This is a genomic window from Streptomyces sp. LaBMicrA B280 (assembly GCF_049222185.1).
Lineage (GTDB): Bacteria > Actinomycetota > Actinomycetes > Streptomycetales > Streptomycetaceae > Streptomyces > Streptomyces murinus.
Window position 1 is genome coordinate 116,101 of sequence record NZ_JBMJCT010000013.1, and the last position, 21,476, is coordinate 137,576.

Below are 21,476 nucleotides of genomic sequence, written 5' to 3' on the forward strand. Positions count from 1 at the left end.
TGGGGTGCGCCACGTCGCGGCGGCCCGGCCGCTCCCCCGGCGGCCTGCGCGTTCCCCCGTCCGGTCGATAATCGAGCCCGTGACCGATCTCAGGACCGGCGTGGCCCCGGCCCACGCCCCGCCCACCGCTCCCGCCGTCCCGCTGCTCCGCCGGGCGGTGCCGGCCGTGCTGGCGTACGCGGCGGTCCGCGCCCTGGGTCTGGTGGTGCTGGCGGTGTGGAGCGCCGCGCGCGGCACGAGCGCGCTGACGCTGCTGACGGCGCGCTGGGACTCCCTCTGGTACACGCGGGTCGCCGAACTGGGCTACGGCTACCAGGTGCGGCTGCCGAACGGCGACGTCCACTCGAATCTGGCGTTCTTCCCGCTGCTGCCCTGGCTGGAGCGGCTGCTGCACGCGCTGACCCCGCTGTCGTACGCGTACGCGGGGCTGGTGGTGAGCCTGGTGGCCTCGCTGGCCGCGGCGGCGGGGATCTTCGCGGTGGCCGAGCGGGTGTACGGAGCCCGGGCCGGGGTCTGCGCGGTGCTGCTGTGGGCGGTGCTGCCGGTCGCGGCCGTGCAGTCGATGGCGTACAGCGAGTCGCTGTTCACGGCGCTGGCGGCCTGGGCGCTGTACGCGCTGCTGACCGGGCGGTGGGTGGGCGCGGGGCTGCTCGCGGCGCTCGCGGGGCTGACCCGGCCGGTGGGCGGCGCGGTGGTGGCGGCGGTGTGGGTCGCGGCCGCGGTCTCGTTCGTGTGGGACCGAAGCGCGGCGCGTTCGGACGGCGCATGGTCGTCGACGCACGCCCCCGCGCATTCCACCGCCCGTCGTCTCCTCGGCGTGTCGCTCGCCCCGCTCGGCGCGGCCGGTTACGTCCTGTGGGTGGGCCACCGCACCGGCAAGGGCCCGCTCGGTTATCTGGACGTCCAGGCCGGATGGCGCAACGGCTTCGACGGCGGGTACGCCTTCGCGCGCTTCGTGGCCGAGAAGTTCACCTCGTTCCCCGCCGCGCTCGCGGGCGTCGGCCTGATCGCGGGCGTCGCGCTGCTGCTCTGGCTGTACGTCACCGGCGTCCGCCGGGGCCAGCCGCTCGAACTGCTCGTGTACACCGGCGTCGTGCTCGCGCTCGCGCTGTGCGCGTCGAGCTACTTCGGCTCCAAGCCCCGGCTGCTGCTGCCCGCCTTCCCGGTGCTCCTCCCGCTCGCCGTGGCGCTCGCCCGGCTGCGGACCTCCCGATCCGCCCTGGTCACGGTGGGGTTGGCGATCGTCTCCGCGGTGTACGGGGCGTTCTGGCTGAACGGCTCGGGGCCCCCATGATCCGCTCCGGCGGCCCGATGACGCCCCGGGGAATTGCGACCCAGGACCGGGTTAACGCATTTATAAGTGCCATATAAACAACACCCGGCATGATCAAAGGAATTACAGAGGACGGCCTCACCGGATTGCGGAATCCTGTGAAATTCGGCCGCCCTTGAGAGGTTTCCCACATCACATCGTCATCACAAAGACGCTGTTTCGACCGGGACCACAGCTCACTCGCTGTAACGTCGATTGGGTGCGTACCGAACGGAACCTCACCCGGCGTCTGGACCGGGTGTTCGCCAGGCTGGACCGCGAGCCGGAACGGCCGGCCCATATCGATGTGCCGGTGATGAGCCGGCACCGGGTCGTGCTGTTCTCCGCGACCCTCGCCTTCTACCTGGCGATCGTGTGGGCCGTGGTGACCACCTCCTGGCTCGTCCGGCTCGACTGGCAGGTCATGTTCTTCCGGCCGTACCAGCAGTGGCCGCAGATCCACGCCTTCCTCGACTACTACGTGGTGCTCGGCCAGCGCGGCCCCACCGCGGTGATGGTCGCGGCCTGGCTGGGCTGGCGCTCCTGGCGGCAGCACACGCTCCGCCCGCTGCTCACCCTCGCCACCTCGCTGCTGCTGCTGAACATCACGGTCGGCGCCGCCAAGTACGGCATGGGGCGGCTCGGTCCGCACTACGCGACCGTGATCGGCTCGAACGAGATGGTCAGGGGCGGCGATATATTTCCCAGCGGCCACACCGCCAACGCGGTGGTCACCTGGGGCATCCTGGCCTACCTGGCCTCCACCCCCCGCGCCCGCCGCTGGCTCTCGGCCGTCTCCGCGATCACCTCGCTCGGCGTCGGTCTCACCACCGTCTACCTCGGTACGCACTGGCTCAGCGACGTGCTCCTCGGCTGGGCCGCCGGACTGCTGATCCTGCTCGCCCTGCCCTGGTTCGAGTCGCTGATCGCACGCACCGAGACCTGGCTGTTCGACCTGCGCGACCGCTGGCGCGCCCGGCGCACCCGGCCGGTGTCCGAACCGGTCGTGCCCGTCGCCCCGGTGGTGCTCACCGGGCCGCGCGGCACCTCGGCCGAGCAGTCCGCACCGGCCCGCGAGCCGGTCTCCTCGACCCGCGCCTCCCGGGGCCTGGCACATCTCGCGCCCACCCCGCACACGGCCCGTTCGGAACGCAGCCCGGTCACCCCGGCGGGCCCCCGCCGCCCGCCCGGCGCCGACCGGGCACCGCGCGGCACCTCTCCGGCCCGCCCCCTGACGGGCGGCTGAGGACCCGGGCGGGCGGTACGCACGACCGGCCCCACGCCACGACGAAGGCTCCGCTCCCTTCCCGGGAGCGGAGCCTTCGTGCCGTCCGCGGTCTCGGCGGGGCCGGTCAGCCCTTCCAGGCGCGGGCCACCCGGCCCTCGCGCACCTCGAAGTTGAGCCGCCCCACCCGGTACTCCATGGTGATGATCGCGCCCGGCGGCAGCGCGCGCACGGTCGACCAGCCGCGCTCCCGGGCGCGCCGCTCGGCCTGCTCGGCGTCGAGGCCGACGTACCCGTCCGGGCTGTCCTGGGGCTCCGCCGGCGGAGTGGGAATCGGTGCCATACGACCACGCTAGGGCGACATCCGCGGTGACGGAAGCCGGGCGCGGCAGGGTAAGAGCAGGACCAGACTCCCGTCACACTTCTGTCACAGCTTCCGGGTCTCGTTTCGGTCGAACTTCCTCACACGATCGGGGGTTTCCGTACCGCCCAACGGGGGATTCGAACTGAATTCACGCGTGTCGTGCCGCCCCCCTCTAATTACCCGGCGGAAAGTGCCGTGGTGAGGATCGGGACGGGCCCCGGGGCATGATTCCCCGGCGGAATCCCGTGCGGTGCCACCGGAGCTGACACCGCATAGGAAATTTCACGGATTCCGCACATGCCGGTGCGTGGTACGCGTACCGCGGGCGCTCGTGGGTACCCGGCCCGCCGACCGCGGCGGGCCGCCGGTGCGGGCCCAGGGCGGGCCCGGGGCGTGACGACGCGAAGGGGCGAGCGATGGGGACCGAGACCGCGCACGCGACGCCGGGACCGGTGCGCGGCCGACCGTCGGCGGGCCGGGTGGTGGTGGACTGGCTCACCACCACGGACCACAAGAAGATCGGCCATCTGTATCTGATCACCGGCTTCGGCTTCTTCCTGGCCGCCGGGGTGATGGCGCTGCTGATGCGCGCCGAACTCGCCCGGCCGGGGCTCCAGCTGATGAGCGCGGAGCGGTACGACCAACTGTTCACCCTGCACGGCACGATCATGCTGCTGCTGTTCGCGACGCCGAGCTTCGCGGGGTTCGCCAATGAGCTGATGCCGCTCCAGATCGGCGCCCCGGACGTGGCCTTCCCCCGGCTGAACATGCTGTCGTACTGGTTCTTCCTGTTCGGCGGGCTGATCGTGCTGGGATCCCTGCTCTCGCCGGACGGCCCCGCCGACTACGGCTGGTTCGCCTACGCGCCGCTCAACGACGCGACGCACTCCCCCGGGGTCGGCCCCGACCTGTGGATCATGGGGCTCGCGCTGTCCGGGTTCGGGACCATCCTCGGCGCGGTCAACTTCATCACCACGATCATCGCGATGCGGGCACCGGGCATGACGATGTTCCGGATGCCGGTCTTCACCTGGAACACCCTGTTCACCTCGATCCTGATCCTGCTGGCCTTCCCGGTGCTGGCGGCGGCGCTGCTGGCGCTGGAGGCGGACCGGCGGTTCGGGGCGCAGGTGTTCGAGGCGGCGGACGGCGGGGCGCTGCTGTGGCAGCACCTGTTCTGGTTCTTCGGGCATCCCGAGGTCTACATCATCGCGCTGCCGTTCTTCGGGATCGTCACGGAGATCATCCCGGTCTTCAGCCGCAAGCCGATCTTCGGGTATCTGACGCTGGTCGGCGCGACGATGGCGATCACCGGCCTGTCGATCGTGGTGTGGGCGCACCACATGTTCGCGACGGGCGCGGTGCTGCTGCCGTTCTTCTCCTTCATGTCGTTCCTGATCGCGGTGCCGACCGGGGTGAAGTTCTTCAACTGGACCGGCACGATGATCCACGGCTCGCTGTCCTTCGAGACGCCGATGCTGTGGGCGCTGGGCTTCCTCGTGACGTTCCTGTTCGGCGGGCTGACCGGGGTGATCCTCGCGTCGCCGCCGATGGACTTCCATGTCACGGACTCGTACTTCGTGGTCGCGCACTTCCACTACGTCGTCTTCGGCACGGTCGTCTTCGCGGTGTTCGGCGGGTTCGCCTTCTGGTGGCCGAAGTTCACCGGGAAGATGCTGGACGAGCGGCTGGGGAAGATCCAGTTCTGGACGCTGTTCGTCGGCTTCCACACGACGTTCCTGGTGCAGCACTGGCTGGGGGCGGAGGGGATGCCGCGCCGGTACGCCGACTATCTCGCGGCGGACGGCTTCACGGCGCTCAACACCGTGTCCTCCATCGGCGCGTTCCTCCTCGGTCTGTCGACGCTCCCCTTCCTCTACAACGTCTGGAAGACGGCCCGTTACGGCGAGAAGGTCGACACCGACGACCCCTGGGGCTACGGCCGTTCCCTGGAGTGGGCGACGTCCTGTCCCCCGCCGCGGCACAACTTCGTGACGCTGCCGAGGATCCGCTCGGAGTCCCCGGCGTTCGACCTGCATCACCCGGCGTACGCGGCCGAGGCCGAGGCCCCCCGGCCGGAGCCGAGGGGCCGTCGGGCACGGAAGTGACCGCGGCTCAGAGGGACAGGTGGGTTCCGGGCACGATGAGGTCGGGGTCGTCGCCGATGACGGACCTGTTCGCCGCGTACAGGTGGCGCCAGCCGACACCGTGCCGCGCGGCGATCCCGGACAGGGTGTCGCCCCGGCGCACGGTGTAGCCGCCGGTGCCCCGGGAGGGGTGGCTCGGTGCCGTGGAGGTCTTCGGGGTGTTCGAGGTGGTGTTCGAGTTCCTCGGTGTCCTGGACGGCGCCGGCTTCTTCGCCGGGCCGCCCTTGTCGAGGCTCACCTGTGAGGGGGCGGAGCCCATCGCTCCCGCGCGGCCGGAGCAGACCGGCCAGGCGCCCCAGCCCTGGGCCCGCTGGACCCGTGCCGCGACGGCGATCTGCGCGCTCCTGGAGGCCCGGTCGGCGGTCGAGGCGTAGGTGCCACCGCCGTACGCGCTCCAGGTGTGGGCGGAGAACTGGAGTCCTCCGTAGTAGCCGTTGCCGGTGTTGATGTGCCAGTTGCCGCCGCTCTCGCACTGGGCGATGCGGTCCCACACCCCGTTGTCCGCGGCGGCGGCGTCGCCGGTCGCGGCCAGCAGCCCCAGCGGGGCCAGCAGCGCGGCACCGGCGAGTACGGCCGTCGTACGGCCCCTGCGGGCGCTGTCGTCACGGGTGGTGGTACGGCCGGTATCGGCACACTCGGACATGTAACTCCCTCTCCAAGAACCCGGGTTCCCCCGGGCGGAGCGCGTCTCGCCGCGCAGGACCGCGGTTCCTCGCGCCCGCCCCGTCCGTGCCCCCGGTGCCGGCGATGACGCGTTGCCGGTGCCGGGTGACGGACGAACCCGAGCGGTGCTCGTTGCACACGGCGGAGGAATGTAGGGAAAGCGGGTGCCGGACATCAACCACCCGACCGTTGTGCCAGGCCAGTTGGCGGTTACCGCAGGTATCAGCGATTTCCGGCCACCCACTACATGCGCCGATTTACTGATTTTTCGCCCCTGCCCGACGTCTCCCTGTGACCCACTTCACTCTTTCAAGTAGCTTGACCCGACAACGAGTTGACGATGAGTGTCCGGTTCCGCACTCAGGGTGATCGGCTGTGACGGTTGATTCGAACCGATGCTCCGCCATGCGTGACCCCCACCACAGGACGCCCGTTGTCTTCTTCATGAGCCCGGAACCCTGGGGCTCATCGGCCGGGAGCCACCCGACCGGTCCCGCACGCATCCCAAGGGAGCCACCCGTGCCGCGCATGCTCGACGTCAGTGACGCCGTACGCGCCGAGATCGGCGACGAAGAAGCCGACCGGCTGCTCGCCGGAGAGAACGCCCCGGGCAGTTACGACTGCACGTCCTGCCGCACCCCGGGCGACTCCGAGCAGGAGCGCACCAGCACCGTTCTCTTCGTCGGCGAGGAGACCGCGGTCCTCGCCTTCGCCCACGCCAGCTGCCTGCCCTCGCAGGTCGTCCAGGTCACCGAGGAGCAGTTGCAGGGAGCCGTACGCTCCATCGGCGCACAGGCCGGGGGCGGCGAGCCGCAGCGGCCCGCGCCCGAGCAGGCGGTGCTCGGTGTGACCAGCGGACTCGTCCTGATCGAGGGCGAGTTGCACCCCGCCCTGGTGGTCGAGCCCACCTCGCCCATCGTGCGCCCCGGCACCCTCGGCCCCGGGGACGACTTCCTGGCGCTCCTCATCGAGCAGGGCTTCATGCCGGTGGCCGAGCTGTCCGCCGTACCGCCGGTGCTGCACGGCTGGTCGGTGCTGCTGGCGGTGGGCCAGCTGCACGCGGTCCTCCAGCCGGGCCCGCCCGGCGGCCACCCGGTCGCCTGGTGGCAGGCCCATCAGCCGCTCCAGGTCACCGACGGCTGGCGGGCCGCGGCCAACAAGCACCAGCAGGTGCTGATGTTCGCCGCGCCGGTGGGCTCCATCGGCCGCCAGCCGCGCGAGGACCTGCTGCGCGACTCGCTCGACAAGGCGGCGGCCTACGGCAGGCTGGTCGCGGCGGCGCTCCCCCTCGCGGGGACCTGAGCCCGCGCGTTCAAGGGGCCGCGGCCAACGGAAGGTTGCGAAACCGCATCTCTTCTCGCGCGCTGTCGTTTGGACATACGTGCACGCATACGACACTTCGCCCCGACGGTCCTCGTTCTCCTCCGTTCCGTCCGCCCGGACGGGGCACGAAGGGGCGGGTGGTGCCTCGGCCACGCCGATCTTCGACATGCTCGCCTCGGAGTGGGTCAAGGCGTTCCGCACGCTGCCGGGCGACCGCAGCGGCGAGGAGGGGATGAGGTTCGTCCCCTTCGGCCTGCCGGACCGGACCGGGTGGTCGTACGGCGGCCATCGGGCCGGTTCGTTCAGCAGCTCGTACAGCGCCTACAGCGCGGGTGCCTACAGCGCCCGCCAGCAGGCGTCGCAGTGGCAGCGCGTCGGCACCCTCGGGCGGCCGCAGCAGGACACCGGGATGCACCATGTGCCCGCCGCACTGCCTCCAGGACCGCGCCGCGGCGCGTGACACCGGCACAGGTGAAGGGCGGCCCCTGTCGGACAGGGGCCGCCCTTCACGTCGTACCGCGGTTACTTCTTCTTCGTGCCGCGCTTCTCGCGCACCCGCACCGAGATGTGGATCGGGGTGCCCTCGAAGCCGAACTCCTCGCGCAGTCGGCGCTCGATGAAGCGCCGGTAGCCCGCCTCGATGAAGCCGGAGGCGAAGAGCACGAAGCGCGGGGGCTTGGTGCCGGCCTGGGTGCCGAAGAGGATGCGCGGCTGCTTGCCGCCCCGGACCGGGTGCGGGTGAGCCGCGACCAGCTCGCCCAGGAAGGCGTTGAGCCGGCCGGTGGGGACGCGGGTCTCCCAGCCGGCGAGGGCGGTCTCGATGGCCGGGACCAGCTTCTCCATGTGGCGGCCGGTGCGCGCCGACACATTCACCCGGGGCGCCCAGGCGACCTGGGCCAGCTCGGTCTCGATCTCCCGCTCCAGGTAGTAGCGGCGCTCCTCGTCCAGCGTGTCCCACTTGTTGAAGGCGACGACCATCGCACGGCCCGCCTCCACGGCCATGGTGACGATCCGCTGGTCCTGCACGGAGATGTTCTCCGAGGCGTCGATCAGGACGACCGCGACCTCGGCCTTCTCCACCGCGGCGGCGGTGCGCAGCGAGGCGTAGTAGTCGGCGCCCTGCTGGAGGTGGACACGCTTGCGGATGCCCGCGGTGTCCACGAACTTCCAGGTGACACCGCCCAGTTCGATCATCTCGTCGACCGGGTCGCGGGTGGTGCCCGCCATCTCGTTGACGACGACGCGCTCCTCGCCCGCGACCTTGTTCAGCAGGGAGGACTTGCCGACGTTCGGGCGGCCGATGAGCGCGATACGGCGGGGGCCGCCGATGGCGGTGCCGAAGGACTGCGCGGGCGCCTCGGGCAGCGCCTCCAGGACGGCGTCCAGCATGTCGCCGGTGCCGCGGCCGTGCAGCGCGGAGACGGGGTGGGGCTCGCCGAGGCCCAGGCTCCACAGGTACGAGGCGTCGGCCTCGCCGCTCGGGCCGTCGACCTTGTTGGCGCACAGCACCACCGGCTTGCCGGCCTTGCGCAGCAGTCGTACGACCGCCTCGTCGGTGTCGGTGGCGCCGACCTTGGCGTCGACCACGAAGACCACCGCGTCGGCGGCCTCGATCGCGTACTCGGCCTGGGCGGCCACGGAGGCGTCGATGCCGAGGACGTCCTGCTCCCAGCCGCCGGTGTCGACCACCTTGAAGCGGCGGCCCGCCCACTCGGCCTCGTAGGTGACGCGGTCGCGGGTGACGCCGGGCTTGTCCTCGACGACCGCCTCGCGGCGGCCGATGATCCGGTTGACCAGGGTCGACTTGCCGACATTCGGGCGGCCGACGACGGCGAGCACGGGCAGCGGGCCGTGGCCCGCCGCCTCGATGGCGCCCTCGACGTCCTCGATGTCGAAGCCCTCGACCGCGGCGAGCTCCATGAACTGCGCGTACTCGGCGTCGCCGAGAGCCCCGTGCTCGTACTCGTGCTCGGCCGAGCCGTCGGGCTGGATGTCGTCGTTCATGAAGTCCGTACCTCGTTGTTCATCGTGGTGATCGGTGGAACAGGCCCTGGTGGGCTTATCCCTCAGTGGGCTGATCCACTACTCAAGTGTCGCCTAGCGCCCGGTGAGGCGCCTGGCGTTTTCCAGGTGGGCGGTGAGCTGCTTCTGGATGCGCTCGGTCGCCTCGTCCAGCGCCCGGCGCGTGCGCCGCCCCGAGCCGCCCGCCCGTCGCCCGCCGCCACCCTCATCGGAGCTTCGCACCCCTTCGATGGCATCAAACGGGTCTCCGAAGACGACGTCCACGCGCGAGCGCACCGGGGGCAGCGCCTTTATCAACCGTCCCGGCCGGTCCGAGCTTCCCATGACGGCCACCGGCACGATCGGCGCCCCGCTGCGGACCGCGAAGTAGGCGAGGCCCGCGCGCAGCGAGGCGAAGTCGCCCTCGCCCCGGGTGCCCTCCGGGAAGATGCCCAGCACTCCCCCGGCCGCCAGCAGGTCGAGGGTCTGGATGATGGCGGCGCGGTCGACGGCGGTGCGGTCCACCTTCAGCTGGCCGATGCCGGTCAGGAAGGCGCCCAGCGGGCCGATGAACGCCTCCTTCTTGATCAGGAAGTGCGTCGGCCGGGGCGCCACCCCCATGACCATGGGCCCGTCGATGTTGTGGGAGTGGTTGACGGCGAGGATCACCGGGCCGCTCGCGGGCACCTTCCAGGCACCCAGCACGCGCGGCCGCCACAGCCCGTACATCAGGCCGACGCCGATGCGCCGGCCGACCTCGGCGCCCTTCTCGGAGGGCGCGCCCGCGTCCCGTCTCTCGGAGGGCAGGCTCACTTCGCCGCCCGCTTCTCCTCGACCAGGGTGACGACGCACTCGATGACCTGGGCGAGGGTGAGTTCGGTGGTGTCCACCTCGACCGCGTCGTCGGCCTTGGCGAGCGGGGAGGTCTTGCGGCTGGAATCGGCGGCGTCGCGCTTGATCAGCGCCTCGCGGGTGGCGTGCAGGTCGGCGCCCTTCAGCTCACCGCTGCGGCGGGCGGCGCGGGCCTCCGGGGAGGCGGTGAGGAAGACCTTGAGGTCGGCGTCCGGCAGCACCGTCGTACCGATGTCCCGGCCCTCGACCACGATGCCCCGCTCGGCGCCGATGGCCAGCGAACGCTGGAGCTCGGTGATCCGGGTGCGCACCTCGGGCACCGCGCTGACCGCGCTGACCTTGGAGGTGACCTCCTGGGTGCGGATCGGGGCGGCCACGTCCACGCCGTCGACCGTGATGGTCGGGGCGGCCGGGTCGGTGCCGGAGACGATCTCCGGCTTGCCCGCCACGTCGGCGACGGCGGCCGGGTCCGCCAGGTCGATGCCGTTGTGCACCATCCACCAGGTGATCGCCCGGTACTGGGCGCCGGTGTCCAGGTAGCTCAGGCCGAGCTGGGCGGCCACGGCCTTCGACGTGCTCGACTTGCCCGTGCCGGAGGGACCGTCGATCGCGACGATCACGGGCTTGGCGGTCGGGGCGGCGCCGTTTTCCACGAGGGGACACCTTCCTGGTGCGGTGTGCGGGCGGGGTCGGGGAGCGAGAGCGCCCCGCACAAGGTTACTGGGTGTGGGTCACTCGTCCGGACGCACAGCATCACCGGGCCCCGCCCGGCCCCCCGCCCCGCCCTCGCCCGCCTACTGCCGCAGCGCCCAGCCGCGCTCGCGCAGCGCGTCGGCGAGCACCGGCACGGCCCCCGGTTCGACCGAGAGCTGCACCAGGCCGGCCTGCTGTCCGGTGGCGTGCTCGATGCGCACGTCCTCGATGTTGACCCCGGCGCGGCCCGCGTCGGCGAAGATGCGCGCCAGCTGGCCGGGCTGGTCGTCGATGAGCACGACGACGGTCTCGTAGGCCCGCGGCGCGCTGCCGTGCTTGCCGGGCACCCGTACCTGGCCCGCGTTGCCGCGGCGCAGCACGGCCTCGATGCCGGTGCTGCCGGTGCGCCGCTTGTCCTCGTCCGAGGACTGGAGGGCGCGCAGCGCGCCCACGGTCTCGTCCAGGTCGGCGGCGACGTCGGCGAGCAGGTCGGCGACCGGGCCCGGGTTGGCGGAGAGGATGTCGATCCACATGCGCGGGTCGGAGGCGGCGATCCGGGTCACGTCCCGGATGCCCTGTCCGCACAGGCGTACGGCGGCCTCGTCGGCGTGTTCCAGGCGGGCGGCGACCATGCTGGAGACCAGGTGGGGCATGTGGGAGACGAGGGCGACGGCCCGGTCGTGGGCGTCGGCGTCCATGACGACGGGGACGGCACGGCAGTGCGAGACCAGTTCCAGGGCGAGGTTGAGCACCTCGGTGTCGGTGTCCCGGGTGGGGGTGAGCACCCAGGGCCGGCCCTCGAAGAGATCGCCGGTCGCGGCCAGTGGGCCCGACTTCTCCCGGCCGGACATCGGATGGGTGCCGAGGTAGGCGCCGAGGTCCAGGCCGAGCGCCTCCAGCTCCCGGCGCGGGCCGCCCTTGACGCTGGCCACGTCGAGGTAGCCGCGGGCCAGTCCCCGGCGCATGGCGTCGGCGAGGAGCCCGGCCACATGGGCGGGCGGGGCGGCGACGATCACCAGGTCGACGGGGCCCTCGGGGGCCGCGTCGGTGCCGGCACCGAGCGCGGCGGCGGTGCGGGCCTGCTCCGGGTCGTGGTCGGCGAGGTGCACGGTGACGCCGCGCTGTGTCAGGGCCAGGGCGGCGGAGGTGCCGATCAGGCCGGTGCCGATGACGAGTGCGGTTCTCACTGGGCGATGTCCTTGCGCAGGGCGGCCGCGGCGCCGAGGTAGACGTGGGCGATGTCGGCGCGCGGACGGTCCGACTCGACATGGGCGAGGATCCGGACGATCCGGGGCATGGCGCCGGTGATGTCCAGTTCCTGGGCGCAGATCAGGGGCACGTCGGCGATGCCGAGCCCCCGGGCGGCGGCCGCCGGGAAGGCGCTGTGCAGATCGGGGGTGGCGGTGAACCAGATGCTGATCAGGTCGTCCGCGGTCAGTCCGTTCCGCTCCAGGACGGCGGTGAGCAGGGCTCCGACCTGCTCGTCCATGTGTCCGGCCTCGTCCCGCTCCAGTTGGACGGCCCCCCGGACCGCTCGTACCGCCACGGTGCTGCTCCTAGCTGACAGATGCCGACAAGTGCTGACAGGTGTTGTCGTGCTCGCCCGTCCAGCCTAGTCAGCCCGCGTGGGCACGGCGCGCGGCGCCCGATCACTGAGACGATATGGGCGGTCCGGTTTCTTCCGGTTTCCAGGCTTTCTTCCAGGCATCGGCATCGGTATCCGCATCCCCGACATGTGTACGGAGTGGTGACATGACCCAGGGCGCGACGCGGCGCATGGTGATCGCGACGGGCGCGGCGGCGCTCGCGACCGGCTGTGGCGGCAACGACGGCGACACGAGCGCGGCCGCCGACAGCACGGAGAGCCCCTCCCCGGCGAGTCCCACGGCGGCGTCCCCGACCGGCGCGGGCACGTCCGCGGCGGCGGACGCGAAGAAGCTCGCGAGCACCGGCGACATCCCCGAGGGCGGGGGCAAGGTCTTCGACGCGCAGAAGATCGTGGTGACGCAGCCGTCGAAGGGCCAGTACAAGGCGTTCTCGGCGGTCTGTACGCACATGGGCTGCACGGTGAGCCGGGTGCAGAACGGCACCATCGACTGCCCGTGCCACGGCAGCCGGTTCAAGATCGAGGACGGTTCGGTGGCCGACGGTCCCGCGACGAAGCCGCTGGCCGAGCGCCCGATCAAGGTCGAAGGAAACTCCATCCAGCTGAGCTGAGGTGCCGCGTAGGCTCCGGGCATGCAGCCCGAGGACCTGGTGCGCGACCACACGATCTACGCCTGCGTCATGGGGTCCCGGGCCTTCGGCCTGGCCACGGACGCGAGCGACACCGACCGGCGGGGCGTGTATCTCGCGCCCACCGCCCTGTTCTGGCGGTTCGAGAAGCCGCCGGCGCATGTGGAGGGGCCGGGCGAGGAGCAGTTCTCCTGGGAGCTGGAGCGGTTCTGCGAGCTGGCGCTGCGCGGCAATCCGAACATCCTGGAGTGTCTGCACTCCCCGCTGGTGGACCACCTGGACGACACCGGCCGCGAACTGCTGTCCCTGCGCGGGGCGTTCCTCTCCGCGAAGGTGTACGACACCTTCACCCGCTACGCCCTCGGCCAGCGCAGGAAGCTGGACGCCGACGTCCGTACGACGGGCGCCCCGCGCTGGAAGCACGCCATGCATCTGCTGCGCCTGCTGACCTCCTGCCGCGACCTGCTGCGCACCGGCGAGCTGCGCCTCGACGTGGGCGACCGACGCGAGCCCCTGCTGGCGGTGAAACGGGGCGAGGTCCCCTGGACGGCCGTCGAATCCTGGATGACCCGGCTGGCCGCGGAGACGGAAGCCGCCCTGCGCCACACTTCATTGCCCCCGGAACCGGACCATGCCCGGGTGGCGGACTTCCTGTTCCGCGCGCGCAGGGACTCGGCGGTGGAGTCGGTACGGCTGGGGTGAGGCGGACGGATGACGTCGGCTTCGGGGGCGGCGCGGGCCGGTGGCCGCGGGCGGGTTCGCCCGCGCGGGAGAGCGGGCGCGGAAAGGACTCCGCCCAACGGCCACGCGGGAGCCGGCCCGCCCTGCCCCCCCTCAGCCGCCCAGCCTCGCCCGCACCACGAAGTCGTGCAGCGCCTCATGACCGGTCGCCGCGTCCGGCAGGGACGACGCGGCCTGGGCCTCGTCGAGGGCGGTGTGCAGGCGTTCCACGTCGTCGGCGATGCGCGGCCGGTCGAGGCCGGGGTATGTGCCGTGTTCCTGGGCGGCCTTGGCGGCGATCAGTTCGGGGATGTACGCAGGCGCGTCCAACTCCCTCACCAGCGTGGGCAGATGGGGCTGGACCTCGCCGGTGCGCATGAGGTGGATGCCGGTGAGCAGGACACGGAACGTGTAGAGCAGCGGCTTGAGTTCGGCGGTCTTCTCGAACAGCCGCCACTGGGTGACCGCGAACCCCCGGTAGTGGTGGGCGTGATGGCTGGTGATCACGTCCGGGGCGAGCGCGGACAGCTCGCGGTGCGCGTCGCCGGTGTGCACGACCAGCGGGGACAGCAGCTGCTCCAGCACATAGCCGTTGCGGCGCAGCATCAGCCGTACGAACTTGCGCAGGTCGTGCGTCACGAGGTCCAGCTCGGCGCCGTACCGCACCCATGTCTTCGACCGGGTCTCCTCCGGCTCGCGCAGGCCCAGGAGATCCGCGGCGGGCAGCAGATGGACGCCTCGGAGGTCCACGTCCGAGTCCTCCGAGGGGAAGCCGTACAGATGGGCCCCGGAGACGGTGGCGAACAGCAGCGGGTCGGGCTGTTCGGCGACCACGGGCGCGAGGTCTATGTCGAGGTTGTCGATCATGGGCCTAAGCGTCCCAGAGTGTGCCGAGCGCCAACAGGTCCTCCCGGTACTCGATCCGCTCGACCCAGTCCGCGGGCCAGGCGTCCACACCGAGCCGCGCGCCCGCGAAGGCGCCGGTGAGACAGGCGATGGAGTCGGAGTCACCGGCGGTGCAGGCGGCCCGGCGCAGGGCGGTCAGCGGCTCGTCGGGGAAGAGCAGGAAGCACAGCAGCCCGGTCGCGAACGCCTCCTCGGCGATCCAGCCCTCCCCGGTGGCCAGGCACGGATCGTCCTCGGCGGCGTGGGTGCGCACGGCCTCCCGGAGCCGGTCCAGGATCGCCAGGCACTCGTCCCAGCCGCGCGCGGCGAAGTGCTCGGGCGTCGGGTCCTGGGAGCGGGTCCACAGATCGCCGAGCCACGTCTCGTCGTAGCGGGTCCGGTTCGCGAGGGCGTACTCCCGCAACTCCCCGAGGAGTACCGACGGTTCGGTGCCCCGCGCGAGCAGGTGGACCGCGCGGGCGGTGAGGTCGGACGCGGCCAGCGCGGTGGGGTGGCCGTGCGTGAGCCCGGACTGCAACTGGGCGGCTCCGGCGCGCTGTTCGTCGCTCAGGCCGGGCGCGAGCCCGATCGGCGCGACGCGCATATTGGCGCCGCAGCCCTTGGAGCCGAGCTGACTGGCGTCCTGCCAGGCGCGGTCCTCCGCCTCCAGCAGTCGGCAGGCGGTCAGGCAGGTGTTGCCGGGCGCCCGGTTGTTGTCCGGCGAGTGGTACCAGTCCACGAACTCCTCGCGCACCGGCCGCTCCAGCCGCTTCGGCGCGAGATGGCCGCGCTCCATGGCGGTGCGCAGGCCCCGGCCGAGGGCGAGGGTCATCTGGGTGTCGTCGGAGACGAAGGCGCGCCGCGCGAGCGGCATCTCGCGCCAGGGCCCGAACTTGGCCAGGATCTCGGGCACCTTGTTGAACTCGGTCGGGAAGCCGAGCGCGTCCCCGAGCGCGAGGCCGAGGAGCGAACCGGTCGCGGGCCGCTTGGACATGTACATCATCCCCCTTTATCGTCACTGTGACAATAAAGGGGGATGATGATCGGCGCAAGGCGCTTCGAGGAGCCCGGCCTACAGTTCGACTTCCTTCATCAGCATGCCGACCTCGGTGTTCGACAGCCGCCGCAGCCAGCCGGACTTCTGGTCGCCCAGGGTGATCGGGCCGAACGAGGTGCGCACCAGCTTGTCGACCGGGAACCCGGCCTCCGCGAGCATGCGCCGCACGATGTGCTTGCGGCCCTCGTGCAGGGTCACCTCGACCAGGTAGTTCTTGCCGGTCTGCTCCACCACCCGGAAGTGGTCCGCGCGCGCGTAGCCGTCCTCCAGCTGGATGCCGTCCTTCAGGCGCTTGCCGAGGTCGCGCGGGATCGGGCCGACGATGTGTGCGAGGTACGTCTTCTGCACGCCGTACTTGGGGTGGGTCAGGCGGTGCGCCAGCTCACCGTGGTTGGTGAGCAGGATGACGCCCTCGGTCTCGGTGTCCAGCCGGCCGACGTGGAAGAGCCGCGTCTCCCGGTTGGTGACGTAGTCGCCGAGGCACTGGCGCCCCTCCGGGTCCTCCATGGTGGAGACGACACCGGCGGGCTTGTTCAGCGAGAAGAACTGGTACGACTGGGTCGCCACCGTCAGGCCGTCGACCTTGACCTCGTCCTTCTCCGGGTCGACCCGCTTGCCCTGCTCGGTGACGATCTCGCCGTTGACCTCGACACGGCACTGCTCGATCAGCTCCTCGCAGGAGCGCCGGGAGCCGTAGCCCGCGCGCGCGAGCACCTTCTGGAGCCGCTCGCCCTCCTGCTCGGCGCCCGGGAAGGTCTTGGGCAGCTTGATGTCCTTCTTGCCCGCGTACCGGTCCCGGTTGCGCTCCTCGGCCCGCGTCTCGTACTCACGCGAGCGCGAGGGCTCCGTACGGCCGCCCTGCTGGGGCCGCCGCGGGCCGCCCTTGGCGCCGCCGCGGGCCGCGCCACCGCCCCCTACACGACGCTCTTCCGATCTCGGGCCGCCCTTGGCGCCGCCGCGGGCCGCGCCACCGCGCCCGGACTTGGGGCCGTCCTGGGTCGCGCCGGGGCCCACGTCGTAGCGGCGCTCCTCGGGGCGGGGCTTGCTGGGCCGGCCCTGCCCCTGCCGCTCGTCCCGGTTGTTGCCGGCGCCGCGGTGGTTACCGCGCCCGCCACTCTTGCCGCTGCCGCTGCTTCGCATCAAAGTTCCGTCTTAGTCGTCTGCGTCCTCTGCACCCGGCGCGTCGGGCGCGTCCGGGTCGAACGACGGGACTCCCTCCTGGGTCTCGGCCTCGATCGCCTCCGCCTCCGGGAGGAAGGGCGCGAGTTCCGGGAGCTCGTCCAGGCCGCGCAGGCCCATCCGCTCCAGGAAGTAGTTCGTCGTCCTGTACAGGATCGCACCTGTTTCGGGTTCCGCGCCCGCCTCCTCGACCAGACCGCGCTGGAGCAGGGTGCGCATCACACCGTCGCAGTTCACTCCGCGCACCGCGGAGACCCGGCTGCGGCTGACCGGCTGGCGGTAGGCGACGACCGCGAGGGTCTCCAGCGCGGCCTGGGTGAGCCGGGCGGTCTGGCCGTCCAGGACGAGGCGCTCCACGGCGGGCGCGTAGGCGGCGCGGGTGTAGAAGCGCCAGCCGCCCGCGACCTGCCGCAGCTCGAAACCGCGGCCCTGCACGGTGTACTCGTCGGCCAGCGCCCGCAGCGCGTCCGCGATCTGCCGCCGGGGCCGCTCCAGGATCCTGGCGAGGTGCTCCTCGGTCGCGGGCTCGTCCACGACCATCAGGACGGCCTCCAGGGCGGGCCGCAGCTCCAGCCCCGCGACGTCGCCCGGATACGCCGGGGCCTCGGTGGTCTCGCTCACGGCTTGCTCTCCTCCTCGGGCCCCGGCCGCTCGGGCGGCCGGTCGAACTCGTCGGTGACCATCGGCACCGCCGTCCCGTCCCCGCCCGTCCAGCGCACCAGCAGCTCCCCGAGGGCGGCCTCCTGCTCCAGGGCGACGGCCTTCTCCCGGTACAGCTCCAGGAGCGCCAGGAAGCGGGCCACCACGGTGAGCGTGTCGTCGGTGTCCGCCACCAGCGCCCGGAAGCTGGCCTCACCCAGCTCGCGCAGCCGGGTGACCACGACGGCGGCCTGTTCCTGCACGCTGACCAGCGGGGCGTGGATGTGGTCGACGTACACCCGCGGCTCGGGCCTGGGCTGCATCGCCTTGACCGCGAGCTTCGCGAAGCCCTCGGGTCCGATGCTGATCACGACCTCGGGCAGCAGCTCGGCGTGCTCGGGTTCGAGGCCGACGGTACGGGGGTAGCGGCGGGCCTCCTCGTCGACGCGGGCGTTGAAGATGTCGGCGATCTGCTTGTACGCCCGGTACTGGAGCAGCCGCGCGAACAGCAGGTCGCGCGCTTCGAGCAGCGCCAGGTCGCCCTCGTCCTCCACCTCGGCGGCGGGCAGCAGCCGGGCCGCCTTCAGATCGAGCAGCGTGGCCGCCACGACGAGGAACTCGGTCGTCTGGTCCAGGTCCCAGTCCGGTCCCATCGCGCGGATGTGCGCCATGAACTCGTCGGTGACCTTGGACAGCGCGACCTCGGTCACGTCCAGCTTGTGCCTGGAGATCAGCTGGAGCAGCAGATCGAAGGGCCCCTCGAAGTTGGCGAGGCGGACCTTGAAGACGCCGTCGGGCGCCTCTTCGGGCCCGGCGGCGGACTCTTCGGGCCCGGCGGGGGGAGCCTCTTCCGGTACGACGGCCTCGGGCACCTCTTCGAGGACCGGTGCCCCCGGCCCCCGCCCCAGCGCGCGCCGACGGCCGGCACCGGGGCCGGGGCGGGGAGCGTCGTTCGAGGTCATCGCCCCGCAGGCTACCGCTAACGGCCCCGCAGCCGCCGTACGAGGATGCTCGCGTCCCCGCGGGACTCCAGGTCGGCCAGCACCACGGCCACCGCCTCGCGCACGATGCGCCCGCGGTCCACCGCGAGCCCGTGCTCGCCCCGGAGCACCAGCCGGGCGTGCTCCAGGTCCATCAGTTCCTCGGCGGAGACGTACACCGTGATCTTCTCGTCGTGCCGCTCGCGCCCGCTGGGCCGCCGGTTCGCCGCCCGGCCCCGCTTGCGCGGCTCGGCGGCGGAACCGTCCGGCGCGGGGCCCCGGCGCCGCTCGCCGTCGCCGCTCCGCACGGGCACGGCCTGCGGCGCGTCCTCGGCTGCGGCCACGTCGTCGCTGTCCTGCGCGGGTGCCGGCACCCGGGCGTCACCGCCCGCGGCGCGCCGGGGTGTCGACGGCTGGAGCGCCGTCCCCCCTGTCGTACGGAAGAGTTCGTCGGCCCCCGGCAGACTCACTCGGCGTGACACCGGGCGAGCACCTCCCTGGCGAGCTGGCGATAGGCGGCGGCCCCGACGGAGTTGGAGGCGTACGTGGTGATCGGCTCACCGGCGACCGTGGTCTCCGGGAAGCGGACCGTACGCCCGATGACCGTGTGGTAGACGTGGTCGTCGAACGCCTCGACCACCCGGGCCAGGACCTCGCGGCTGTGGACCGTGCGCGAGTCGTACATGGTGGCGAGGATGCCGTCCAGCTCCAGGTCGGGGTTGAGCCGTTCCTGGACCTTCTCGATGGTCTCGGTCAGCAGGGCCACACCGCGCAGCGCGAAGAACTCGCACTCCAGCGGCACGATCACCTTGTGCGCGGCGGTCAGCGCGTTCACCGTGAGCAGGCCCAGCGAGGGCTGGCAGTCGATCACGATGTAGTCGTAGTCGGGCAGCAGCGGCTTGAGCGCCCGCTGGAGCGTGGACTCGCGCGCGACCTCGGAGACCAGCTGGACCTCGGCGGCCGACAGGTCGATGTTGGAGGGCAGCAGGTCCATGTTGGGGACCGCGGTCTTCAGCAGGACCTCGTCCGCGGACATGCCCCGCTCCATGAGCAGGTTGTAGACCGTGAGGTCGAGTTCCATGGGGTTGACGCCGAGACCCACCGACAGCGCGCCCTGCGGGTCGAAGTCCACGAGCAGTACCCGCCGGCCGTACTCCGCGAGCGCGGCACCCAGGTTGATGGTCGACGTCGTCTTGCCGACGCCGCCCTTCTGGTTGCACATCGCGATGATCTTCGCGGGGCCGTGGTCGGTCAGCGGGCCCGGGATCGGGAAGTACGGCAGCGGGCGACCGGTGGGACCGACGCGCTCACGGCGCTGGCGGGCCGCGTCGGGCGCGAGCGTGGCCGCGTACTCCGGATCGGGCTCGTACTCGGCGTCGGGGTCGTAGAAGTGCCCCTCGGGCAGTTCGTCGTAGTCGGCGAGTTGGTTGTGGGGCGCGCCACTTCCGTCGCCGGCCATGGCGTTCACGTGATGGCCATCCATGCTCTGGTGTGCTGTCCGGGGCATCTGAGTTCCCGGACTCTGATGGGCTGCGAAGGTGCGCACAGCTACGGAGCCGACAGCCTCGAATCCCGCGGGCCCCTGGCCCCCTGCGGGCATTCCTGGTTGACCACCCCCGGGAGAAAATGTCGACTCATTCACAAGTCGTCTTACCTCCTTGGTGACCAGGAAACTTCTAGACAAGGTCAGCGTGGCACCATGCCGACGGTTGGCGACTCTATGGCGTGTCGGCGGTCCGCAGCAACACAATCCGCCGGACCCGGCAGGATGTGTCGGCAATGAAACATGTCGCTGTCAAGGGCGTACGGCCGTCGCACAGCAGGTTTCACCGGGGTGCGAATCGGTTGAACGGTTACGTTCGAGGCGAGTTGACCGAGCGTCGCAAAGTGACCATACACACATCCGGCCGGACCTTGTCGGGCAAGGTCCGGCCGGGCGTGGGCGGTTGACGAGACGTGTTGACGAATCGCCTTTTACCGGTGGGCGGCTGAGCGGCTCACCAGGTCGTGCGCCGGGTCGCGAGGATCAGCCGAGCAGCGAGGCCAGCTCGATGTGCTCCAGGCCGTGGGCCTCGGCGACCTCCTTGTAAACGACCTTGCCGTCATGGGTGTTGAGACCCCGGGCGAGCGCGGCGTCGCGGCGCAGCGCCTCGACCCAGCCATTGTTCGCGAGGGAGACGATGTACGGCAGCGTCGCGTTGGTGAGCGCGTTGGTGGAGGTGTTCGGCACACCGCCCGGCATGTTGGCGACGCAGTAGAAGACCGAGTTGTGGACCTGGAAGGTCGGCTCGGCGTGCGTGGTGGGACGGGAGTCCTCGAAGCAGCCGCCCTGGTCGATCGCGATGTCGACAAGGACACTTCCGGGCTTCATGCGGGCGACCAGCTCGTTGGTGACGAGCTTCGGGGCCTTGGCGCCCGGGATCAGCACCGCGCCGATGACCAGGTCGGCCTCCAGCACGGCCTTCTCCAGCTCGAAGGCGTTGGACATGATCGCCTTGACCTTCGTACCGAAGATCTTGTCGGCCTCGCGCAGCTTGTTGATGTCGCGGTCGAGCAGGGTCACGTCGAAGCCCATGCCGACGGCGACCTGGGTGGCGTTCCAGCCGGAGACACCGCCGCCGATGACCACGGCCTTGGCCGGGGTCACACCCGGGACACCGCCGGGCAGCACACCGCGGCCGCCGTTGGCGCGCATCAGCTGGTAGGCGCCGACCTGCGGGGCCAGCCGGCCCGCGACCTCGGACATCGGGGCGAGCAGCGGGAGCGCGCGGTTCGGCAGCTCGACCGTCTCGTAGGCGATGGCGGTGGTGCCGGACTCGATCAGCGCGTCCGTGCACTCCTTGGAGGCGGCCAGGTGCAGGTACGTGAAGAGGATCTGGTCCTTGCGAAGGCGGTGGTACTCCTCCGCGATCGGCTCCTTGACCTTGAGCAGCAGGTCGGCGGCGGCCCAGACCTCGTCGGCGGTGTCCAGGATCTGGCCACCGGCGGCCACGTACTCGGCGTCCGTGATCGAGGAGCCGAGGCCGGCGCCCCGCTCGATGACGACCTGGTGGCCGTGGCGCGCCAGCTCGTGCACGCCGGCGGGGGTGATGGCCACCCGGAACTCGTTGTTCTTGACCTCGCGGGGGATGCCGACCTTCACGTCGATCACGGTCCTTGGCTCAGAGGGTTTGGGGGGTGCATTACGGATGTACCCAGACA

Annotated in this window: 22 protein-coding genes; 7 read left to right on the forward strand and 15 right to left on the reverse strand. The window is 71.5% G+C overall.

Annotation, left to right across the window (positions count from 1 at the left end; all coding sequences use genetic code 11):
• Positions 1–79 precede the first annotated feature (79 nt).
• Together ACLF5H_RS14195 and ACLF5H_RS14200 are read left to right on the forward strand one after the other, a co-directional pair.
• On the forward strand, positions 80–1,294 hold the full coding sequence (locus ACLF5H_RS14195; RefSeq protein WP_421676427.1) for a glycosyltransferase family 39 protein: 1,215 nt from the start codon (positions 80–82) through the stop codon (positions 1,292–1,294).
• A 238-nt stretch (positions 1,295–1,532) separates the two neighbouring features.
• A complete protein-coding gene (locus ACLF5H_RS14200) occupies positions 1,533–2,558 on the forward strand; it encodes a phosphatase PAP2 family protein (RefSeq protein WP_421676428.1) in 1,026 nt (341 codons plus the stop codon).
• Positions 2,559–2,664: 106 nt separating this feature from the next.
• Here ACLF5H_RS14200 and ACLF5H_RS14205 read toward each other — a convergent pair whose 3' ends face one another.
• A complete protein-coding gene (locus ACLF5H_RS14205) occupies positions 2,665–2,880 on the reverse strand; it encodes an I78 family peptidase inhibitor (RefSeq protein WP_361681406.1) in 216 nt (71 codons plus the stop codon).
• A 437-nt stretch (positions 2,881–3,317) separates the two neighbouring features.
• On the opposite strand from ACLF5H_RS14205, the gene ctaD reads away from it, so the two are divergent.
• On the forward strand, positions 3,318–5,009 hold the full coding sequence (gene ctaD / locus ACLF5H_RS14210; RefSeq protein ID WP_421676429.1) for a cytochrome c oxidase subunit I: 1,692 nt from the start codon (positions 3,318–3,320) through the stop codon (positions 5,007–5,009).
• 7 nt (positions 5,010–5,016) lie between these two features.
• Here ctaD and ACLF5H_RS14215 read toward each other — a convergent pair whose 3' ends face one another.
• Positions 5,017–5,691 (reverse strand): transglycosylase family protein, encoded by a 675-nt coding sequence (locus ACLF5H_RS14215; RefSeq protein WP_421676430.1) that lies wholly within the window; start codon positions 5,689–5,691, stop codon positions 5,017–5,019.
• A 539-nt stretch (positions 5,692–6,230) separates the two neighbouring features.
• On the opposite strand from ACLF5H_RS14215, the gene ACLF5H_RS14220 reads away from it, so the two are divergent.
• Complete coding sequence (locus ACLF5H_RS14220; RefSeq protein ID WP_421676431.1) at positions 6,231–7,013, forward strand: hypothetical protein; 783 nt, start codon at positions 6,231–6,233, stop codon at positions 7,011–7,013.
• Positions 7,014–7,092: 79 nt separating this feature from the next.
• Entirely contained in the window at positions 7,093–7,494 is a 402-nt protein-coding gene (locus ACLF5H_RS14225) for a hypothetical protein (RefSeq protein WP_421676432.1), read from the forward strand.
• Between the two features lie 62 nt (positions 7,495–7,556).
• Here the strand turns inward: ACLF5H_RS14225 and der are convergent, their stop codons facing one another.
• The 5 genes from der to aroH all read right to left on the reverse strand — a co-directional run bounded on the left by der (position 7,557) and on the right by aroH (position 12,126).
• Positions 7,557–9,038 (reverse strand): ribosome biogenesis GTPase Der, encoded by a 1,482-nt coding sequence (gene der, locus ACLF5H_RS14230; RefSeq protein WP_421676433.1) that lies wholly within the window; start codon positions 9,036–9,038, stop codon positions 7,557–7,559.
• Between the two features lie 93 nt (positions 9,039–9,131).
• A complete protein-coding gene (locus ACLF5H_RS14235) occupies positions 9,132–9,887 on the reverse strand; it encodes a lysophospholipid acyltransferase family protein (protein ID WP_421676434.1) in 756 nt (251 codons plus the stop codon).
• Positions 9,845–10,540 carry a (d)CMP kinase gene (cmk, locus tag ACLF5H_RS14240; RefSeq protein WP_421676435.1) on the reverse strand — a complete coding sequence of 232 codons (696 nt, stop codon included), beginning with the start codon at positions 10,538–10,540 and terminating at the stop codon, positions 9,845–9,847. The genes ACLF5H_RS14235 and cmk overlap by 43 nt, the downstream gene beginning before the upstream one ends.
• Before the next feature lie 141 nt (positions 10,541–10,681).
• The gene (locus ACLF5H_RS14245) at positions 10,682–11,767 is read right to left on the reverse strand and encodes a prephenate dehydrogenase (protein ID WP_421676436.1); all 1,086 of its coding nucleotides are present in this window, start codon (positions 11,765–11,767) and stop codon (positions 10,682–10,684) included.
• Positions 11,764–12,126 carry a chorismate mutase gene (gene aroH / locus ACLF5H_RS14250; protein WP_421676437.1) on the reverse strand — a complete coding sequence of 121 codons (363 nt, stop codon included), beginning with the start codon at positions 12,124–12,126 and terminating at the stop codon, positions 11,764–11,766. Before aroH ends, ACLF5H_RS14245 begins: the two co-directional genes overlap by 4 nt.
• Before the next feature lie 206 nt (positions 12,127–12,332).
• Here aroH and ACLF5H_RS14255 point away from each other — a divergent pair, with 206 nt between their 5' ends.
• The gene (locus ACLF5H_RS14255; protein WP_421676438.1) at positions 12,333–12,797 is read left to right on the forward strand and encodes a Rieske (2Fe-2S) protein; all 465 of its coding nucleotides are present in this window, start codon (positions 12,333–12,335) and stop codon (positions 12,795–12,797) included.
• Between the two features lie 21 nt (positions 12,798–12,818).
• On the forward strand, positions 12,819–13,517 hold the full coding sequence (locus tag ACLF5H_RS14260; protein WP_421676439.1) for a DNA polymerase beta superfamily protein: 699 nt from the start codon (positions 12,819–12,821) through the stop codon (positions 13,515–13,517).
• Between the two features lie 132 nt (positions 13,518–13,649).
• Here ACLF5H_RS14260 and ACLF5H_RS14265 read toward each other — a convergent pair whose 3' ends face one another.
• The 8 genes from ACLF5H_RS14265 to ald all read right to left on the reverse strand — a co-directional run bounded on the left by ACLF5H_RS14265 (position 13,650) and on the right by ald (position 21,426).
• On the reverse strand, positions 13,650–14,402 hold the full coding sequence (locus tag ACLF5H_RS14265) for a DNA polymerase beta superfamily protein (RefSeq protein WP_421676440.1): 753 nt from the start codon (positions 14,400–14,402) through the stop codon (positions 13,650–13,652).
• Between the two features lie 4 nt (positions 14,403–14,406).
• Complete coding sequence (locus tag ACLF5H_RS14270; protein ID WP_421676441.1) at positions 14,407–15,414, reverse strand: ADP-ribosylglycohydrolase family protein; 1,008 nt, start codon at positions 15,412–15,414, stop codon at positions 14,407–14,409.
• Between the two features lie 78 nt (positions 15,415–15,492).
• On the reverse strand, positions 15,493–16,617 hold the full coding sequence (locus tag ACLF5H_RS14275) for a pseudouridine synthase (RefSeq protein ID WP_421676442.1): 1,125 nt from the start codon (positions 16,615–16,617) through the stop codon (positions 15,493–15,495).
• Positions 16,618–16,629: 12 nt separating this feature from the next.
• Complete coding sequence (gene scpB / locus ACLF5H_RS14280) at positions 16,630–17,277, reverse strand: SMC-Scp complex subunit ScpB (RefSeq protein ID WP_421676443.1); 648 nt, start codon at positions 17,275–17,277, stop codon at positions 16,630–16,632.
• Entirely contained in the window at positions 17,274–18,257 is a 984-nt protein-coding gene (locus ACLF5H_RS14285) for a segregation and condensation protein A (RefSeq protein WP_421676444.1), read from the reverse strand. The genes scpB and ACLF5H_RS14285 overlap by 4 nt, the downstream gene beginning before the upstream one ends.
• Positions 18,258–18,274: 17 nt before the next feature.
• Positions 18,275–18,757 (reverse strand): hypothetical protein, encoded by a 483-nt coding sequence (locus ACLF5H_RS14290; RefSeq protein WP_421676445.1) that lies wholly within the window; start codon positions 18,755–18,757, stop codon positions 18,275–18,277.
• Positions 18,742–19,875: a ParA family protein gene (locus tag ACLF5H_RS14295; RefSeq protein WP_421676446.1), complete on the reverse strand. Its 1,134-nt coding sequence runs from the start codon at positions 19,873–19,875 to the stop codon at positions 18,742–18,744. The genes ACLF5H_RS14290 and ACLF5H_RS14295 overlap by 16 nt, the downstream gene beginning before the upstream one ends.
• Before the next feature lie 426 nt (positions 19,876–20,301).
• Positions 20,302–21,426: an alanine dehydrogenase gene (gene ald / locus ACLF5H_RS14300; protein ID WP_421676447.1), complete on the reverse strand. Its 1,125-nt coding sequence runs from the start codon at positions 21,424–21,426 to the stop codon at positions 20,302–20,304.
• Between the last annotated feature and the right edge of the window lie 50 nt (positions 21,427–21,476).